Origin of the sequence: uncultured Limnohabitans sp. (assembly GCF_937889215.1) — a bacterium.
In the GTDB taxonomy this organism is placed as follows: domain Bacteria; phylum Pseudomonadota; class Gammaproteobacteria; order Burkholderiales; family Burkholderiaceae_C; genus Limnohabitans_A.
On record NZ_CALBEX010000189.1, the window covers coordinates 1 to 4,889 of the forward strand.

Here is a 4,889-nt window from a genome sequence, read left to right on the forward strand (position 1 = left end):
CTGAAAGGTTTTGGCAGTGCCGTTTTTTTGGATCAACAGGACGTCGTAGGCGTCTTTTCGGCCTTTGTATTCGGGGCCATCCATGCCGGGGCTGCCAATGGGCATGCCCGGCACCGACAGGCCCAGGGCCTGGGGCCGCTCCTTGAGCAGGCGCTGGATGTCGGCCGCAGGCACATGGCCTTCGATGACGTAGCCACCGACGCTGGCGGTGTGGCAGGAACCAAATTTTTCGGGCATGCCCAAGCGCTTGCGGGCTGCGGTGTTGCCCACGTCGCGCACCTCAACCTTGAAGCCATTGGCCTGCAGGTGCTCCACCCACAGGTGGCAGCAGCCGCAGTTGGGGTCTTTCCAGACTTGCACTGTGGTGGCTTGCGCCAGTGCAGTGCGTTGAAAACCTGTGATCGCCAGCAAAGCAGCCGCTGCCAGCCATTGGCGTCGCGGCAGCGTGGTGAGTTTGGAATTTGACATGGTGTTGCTTCCTTACTTGACGGTGATGCGGCCGATCATGCCCGCTTCAAAATGGCCGGGGATCAGGCAGGCAAATTCAAAGCTGCCTGCGCGGTTGAAGGTCCAGACGATGGCGCCTTTTTGGCCCGGGTCCACATGCGCCATGTAGGGCTCGTCGTGTTCCATGCCGGGGTGCTTTTTCATCATCTCGGCATGCGCCTTGAGCTCTTGCGGCGTGCCGATCACGATCTCGTGCAAGACCTTGCCGGCGTTCACCGTGACCAAGCGCACGGTCTCGCCCCGCTTGACTTGGATCTGGTTGGGGGCAAAACGCATGTCATCGGTCATGCTGATTTCGATGGTACGGGTGACTTTTTTGGCATCGCCTGCGATGCCCCAGTCCTTTTGCTCAGCAGGCGCTGAAGATGGGGCTTGGTGGTTTGAGTGTGCCGAGGGCGCGTGGGCTTGTGCCAGTGGCTGGGCCAGCAAGCCGATGCTCAGCAGGCAGGATGGGATGAGTGTGTTCATGAAAAAATTCCTGGTGTTTGGGGGGTCAAGTGGGTGTTGGCCGGGTTCAGTGGTGTGCGTGGCCATGGGGTTTGCGCGCAGTGCCCGCCGCGGGGCTGGTGGCCGAGGCCGGGGCCATGCCCACCGGGGCTTGGGGCGCCGGGGCAGCCGGGCCTGTGTACTCAAAGGATTGCGTGCCGGGCGGCTGCGCGTAGTCACCCGGGTCGCTGTAGTCGTCTGGCTCCTGATCGGCCCGCACCTTGAGCAGGGTGAACATGCCACCCATCTCGATGGGGCCGTAAGGGCCGGTGCCGGTCATCATCGGGAAGGTGTTGTCGGGCAGTTCCATTTCCATGGCGCCCATGTCGGCCATGCCGCGCTCGCCCATGACCATGTAGTCTGGGATGAGTTTCTGGATTTTTTGCACCAGACCTCTGTGGTCCACGCCGATCATGGTGGGCACGTTGTGGCCCATGGCCCCCATGGTGTGGTGGCTTTTGTGGCAGTGCATGGCCCAGTCGCCCGGCTCGTCGGCGATGAATTCCAGCTGCCGCATCTGACCGACGGCCACGTCGGTGGTCACCTCGGGCCAGCGCGCTGTTTTGGGCACGGGGCCGCCGTCGGTGCCGGTCACCTCGAACTCGATGCCGTGGATGTGGACCGGGTGGTTGGTCATGGTCAGGTTGCCCACGCGCACACGTACCCGGTCGTTCAGGCGTGCCACCAAAGGACTGATGCCTGGGAACACCCGACTGTTCCAGCTCCAGATGTTCTGATCCAGCATGGTGTTGACGTTGGGGGTTTTGGCCCCCGGGGTCACGTCAAAGGCGTTGAGCAAGAAGGCGTAATCGCGGTCCACCTCGGCAATGAGCGGATGAGGGCCTTTGGGGTGCGTGATCCACAGGCCCATCATGCCCATGGCCATTTGTGTCATCTCGTCGGCATGCGGGTGGTACATGAAGGTGCCCGGCCTGCGCGCCACAAACTCATACACGAAGGTTTTGCCCACCGGAATTTGCTTTTGGTTCAGGCCGCCCACACCGTCCATGCCGTTGGGCAGGCGCTGGCCGTGCCAGTGGATGGTGGTGTGTTCGGGCAATTTGTTGGTCACAAAAATGCGCACTTTGTCGCCCTCGACCACCTCGATGGTGGGGCCTGGGCTTTGCCCGTTGTAGCCCCACATGTTGACGACAAAGCCCGGGGCCATCTCGCGCATCACTGGCTCGGCCACCAGGTGGAACTCTTTCACGCCGTCCTTCATGCGAAAAGGCAAGGTCCAGCCGTTCAGAGTGACGACTGGGTTGTACGGGCGTCCGGCACCGGTGATGCCAGGCGGTGTCCATGGCGCAGCGGTGTCGGGACGGGTCTGGATGACGGCTTCGGGCAGTGCGGCCAATGCGCTGCGGCTGACGGCGCTGGTGGCGACGGCTGCGCCCGCGACGGTGCCCGCAGCGGCCATGGCTTTTTGGAAAAAATCTCGGCGTTGCATGTTCAGTGTCCTTGGGCTGGTGCGGTGGTGGCAGAGGTGCCGGAGGCGGTGTTCATGCCGCCGGAATAGGGCAGGCCGCTCAGCACGGCTTGCAGGTCATGCCAAGCCAACCAGGCTTGGCGCTTGGCTTGGTGCGCTGCGTCCTCGCTCAGGATGCGTTGGCGGGCACTGGCCAGCAGGTCCCAGGTGCTTTGCAGCATGCCGTTGTAGCGCAGCAGGCTTTCTTGTTGCAGCGCGGTGTGCAGCCGCTGCACTTCGTTTTGGCTTTGTTCCGCCTGTGCGCGGGCGCTCAGGTACACCGCATGGGCTATGCGCACATCGGCGCGGATTTGTCGCTGCATCGCATCGGCATCTGCTTGGGTTTGCAGTGCATTTTCTGCAGCATGGTTCCAAGGCAAGTTGGCAGGCAGCGTGGCCGCTGCGAGGCCTGTGCTGGTGTGTTGCGCCAGAGCCTGTCGCACCAGTGCCAAGCTGCTGGCCGTTTGGCCTTGGAGTTGTCGCCTGGCGTCGGCTTGTGCGACGGGCCACTCCCAATGCGCGGCCAGAGCCTGCGCCTCCAATGTGGCTAAGGGCTGGAGATCGAGCGCCGGCAAGTCCGGCAGTTCGGGCAGCTTGGCCAAGTGCGATTGCCCGCCCACCCTTTGCCACAAAGTCAACTGGGTTTGGAGGGCTTTGAGCTCGGCGCTTTGCACTTGGGTGCGGGCGTCCCACAGCAAAAGCTCTTCTTGCATCTGGCGTGCACGGCTCCAATTGCCTGTGCGGGCCATGCGTTCAGCCAGTTCGGTGCCAGCTTCTGCCGCCTCCAGAATTTGACGGTTAAATTGGATTGATTGATGCGCCGCGACAGCTTCTGTCCAAGCGCGTTTTACTTGCAGCACCTGGGCTTGACGTGATGTGTTCAGCTGGGCTTTGTCGGTCGCGCTCATGCCGGCGCGCACAAGCCATCTTGGCTGACTTTGGAGAGCTTGACTTAAGGCTTGGTCGAGGCTCAACGGTTCACCCGCCAGAGCCTCCTTTGGATTGGCCACGGGTAGGGCTGGGTGGTTTTTCTTTTCCCAGCGCAAGAGGTCGATGTGCCCTTGTGGAAATTGCCCCACGCTGTCGTTGGCATCTGTCCAAGAAGACGGGTTGGCCGCGGCCGTGTGGGCGCTGTGATGAGCAGCCTGGGCTTGAGCTTGTGTGACTGTGACGCAGGCGGCCAGTGCCAGGCACAGAGCGGCAGGTTTGCACAAAAGCCCGCGTGTTTGTGCGCGGGTACCCGTTGAGTGAAAAAGCATGAAAACTCCTGAAAACACATGGAACAGCGCCAAGCTGGCCCCAAACGGGTTCAGCCAAGCGCAAGAAGACCAGCGGATTCAGAGGATGGGCGGTTTGATCAGGGGTGGCCAGGCGTGGCCGAGCCAGGTCACGGTCACGCTCGCGGTGAGTGTGTGTGCCGTGCTGACTGGCATGCGGTCGGCGGTGTCAGGCAGGTCTGCACTGAGGTGGCAGACCGCGCAGGCCATGCAGCCAGGGCCTTCATGGCAGCTGTCTGCTGCCGTGTCCTGCGCAGAGCTTGATGACAATGAGGCATCGAGACCGATGTGGATGGGGGCGGAGGATTGCGCATGCGCCGAATGCAAGGCGTGGGCATCACCTGTTCCTGTTTCGTGTAAGTCAGGCTGGGGTCCATCCGATACGGCCAGGGGGGTGGCCGCGCTGGTGTGGTGGCTGTGCGCGAGGTGTGTGGCGCTGGCGGCAGATGCTTGCACGGTCTCAGCTGAGGTCATGGGCATGAGTGCGCCTGCCCATAACCGCAGGGGCAAAAGCACCAACATCCACCAGATCCAAGACTTGCGCATTCATACATGATAACCAGCGCCAAGTGAGCGCTCCATCGACTGCGGCTTTGACCCCAAGGCGTTCGGCGTTTTTGAGTGGGAGTTGTGCCTGTGCAAGCCCTGTTTGATGTCCAAACGGGCGCGCAAAGTGCCCAGCAAAAGGGGTGTCGAGAGTCACCTAAAATGCGGCATGACGAATCGAAAAGGCATCATTCTTGCGGGCGGCTCCGGCACCCGCCTGTATCCTGTGACGCAGGCCGTGAGCAAACAGCTCATGCCGGTGTACGACAAGCCTATGGTGTATTACCCGCTGACCACGCTCATGCTGGCGGGCATTCGCGATGTGTTGCTGATCAGCACGCCGCAAGACACGCCACGTTTTACCGAACTGCTGGGCGACGGCAGCCAGTGGGGCATGAACATCCAGTTCGCGGTGCAGCCCAGCCCCGATGGCCTGGCGCAGGCCTTCATCATTGGCAAGGATTTTGTGGGCAACCACCCCAGCGCCCTGGTGCTTGGCGACAACATTTACTACGGCCACGATTTGGTGAAGCTCTTGGCCAATGCCAACGAACGCATCTACGGCGCCAGCGTGTTTGCCTACCATGTGCACGACCCTGAGCGGT

The 4,889-nt window shown here is 61.9% G+C and carries 6 protein-coding genes; 1 reads left to right on the plus strand and 5 read right to left on the minus strand.

The genetic code is table 11. The features are described from left to right. From Q0341_RS04910 to Q0341_RS04930, 5 genes are all read right to left on the minus strand, one after another. The coding region (locus Q0341_RS04910; RefSeq protein WP_299510950.1) for a DUF411 domain-containing protein at positions 1 to 468 on the minus strand (468 nt) is incomplete at its 3' end. Between the two features lie 12 nt (positions 469 to 480). Next, positions 481 to 975, minus strand: a complete 495-nt coding sequence (locus Q0341_RS04915; protein ID WP_299510952.1) for a cupredoxin family protein — start codon at positions 973 to 975, stop codon at positions 481 to 483. 46 nt (positions 976 to 1,021) lie between these two features. Continuing rightward, positions 1,022 to 2,443 carry a copper oxidase gene (locus Q0341_RS04920; RefSeq protein WP_299510953.1) on the minus strand — a complete coding sequence of 474 codons (1,422 nt, stop codon included), beginning with the start codon at positions 2,441 to 2,443 and terminating at the stop codon, positions 1,022 to 1,024. Positions 2,444 to 2,445: 2 nt separating this feature from the next. Further along, positions 2,446 to 3,369 (minus strand): hypothetical protein, encoded by a 924-nt coding sequence (locus Q0341_RS04925; protein WP_299510954.1) that lies wholly within the window; start codon positions 3,367 to 3,369, stop codon positions 2,446 to 2,448. Positions 3,370 to 3,798: 429 nt separating this feature from the next. Next, a complete protein-coding gene (locus tag Q0341_RS04930; RefSeq protein ID WP_299510956.1) occupies positions 3,799 to 4,218 on the minus strand; it encodes a hypothetical protein in 420 nt (139 codons plus the stop codon). 235 nt (positions 4,219 to 4,453) lie between these two features. Between Q0341_RS04930 and Q0341_RS04935 the strand changes: the two genes are divergently transcribed. Further along, positions 4,454 to 4,889: sugar phosphate nucleotidyltransferase (locus Q0341_RS04935; protein WP_299510957.1), on the plus strand; the 436-nt coding region annotated here is incomplete at its 3' end.

What these genes read in the sequence shown, in the direction of transcription:
- Q0341_RS04915 (WP_299510952.1), bottom strand. Translation starts at nt 975, where the DNA reads ATGAACACACTCATCCCATCCTGCCTGCTGAGCATCGGCTTGCTGGCC.
- Q0341_RS04920 (WP_299510953.1), bottom strand. Translation starts at nt 2,443, where the DNA reads ATGCAACGCCGAGATTTTTTCCAAAAAGCCATGGCCGCTGCGGGCACC.
- Q0341_RS04925 (WP_299510954.1), bottom strand. Translation starts at nt 3,369, where the DNA reads ATGAGCGCGACCGACAAAGCCCAGCTGAACACATCACGTCAAGCCCAG.
- Q0341_RS04930 (WP_299510956.1), bottom strand. Translation starts at nt 4,218, where the DNA reads ATGCCCATGACCTCAGCTGAGACCGTGCAAGCATCTGCCGCCAGCGCC.